The sequence below is a fragment of the Komagataeibacter intermedius TF2 genome (genome assembly GCF_000964425.1).
In the GTDB taxonomy this organism is placed as follows: Bacteria; Pseudomonadota; Alphaproteobacteria; order Acetobacterales; family Acetobacteraceae; genus Komagataeibacter; species Komagataeibacter intermedius.
Map to the genome: position 1 here is coordinate 1 of NZ_BANF01000350.1, position 332 is coordinate 332.

General features: G+C 64.5%; 1 protein-coding gene. It reads right to left on the reverse strand.

The window, feature by feature from the left end; all coding sequences use genetic code 11:
• Positions 1-332 (reverse strand): type IV secretory system conjugative DNA transfer family protein (locus B7449_RS17480; protein ID WP_048883940.1); only part of this gene is annotated, 332 nt, incomplete at both ends.

The following is a 332-nucleotide window of genomic DNA, read 5'->3' on the forward strand; positions in this document are numbered from 1 at the left end:
CGGTAGCGGGCCATGCCGGTAATGTCGCGCTGCAGGCGCGACAGGTCGGAGAGGAAGATCTCGGTCGCCTGCTTTTCTCCATCTGCCCAGCCTTCGGTCACCCACTGGTTCCAGTGTGACACTTCCGCCTTTGTGCGGGGCAGGGCCGCGGCGACCGGGTGATGCGGTTTGCCCCATGTCCGGACGAGATACGTGCGCCAGTCCGGCGGCGCGGATGTCAGTTGTGCCTCCCGGGTGATCTCGAAAACGCATTCTGTCTCGTGTGCCACCTGGCCGGTGTCATTGAGCGCAAAGGCCATCTGTGCCTCGGTGACGATGGGGGGCTGCATGAG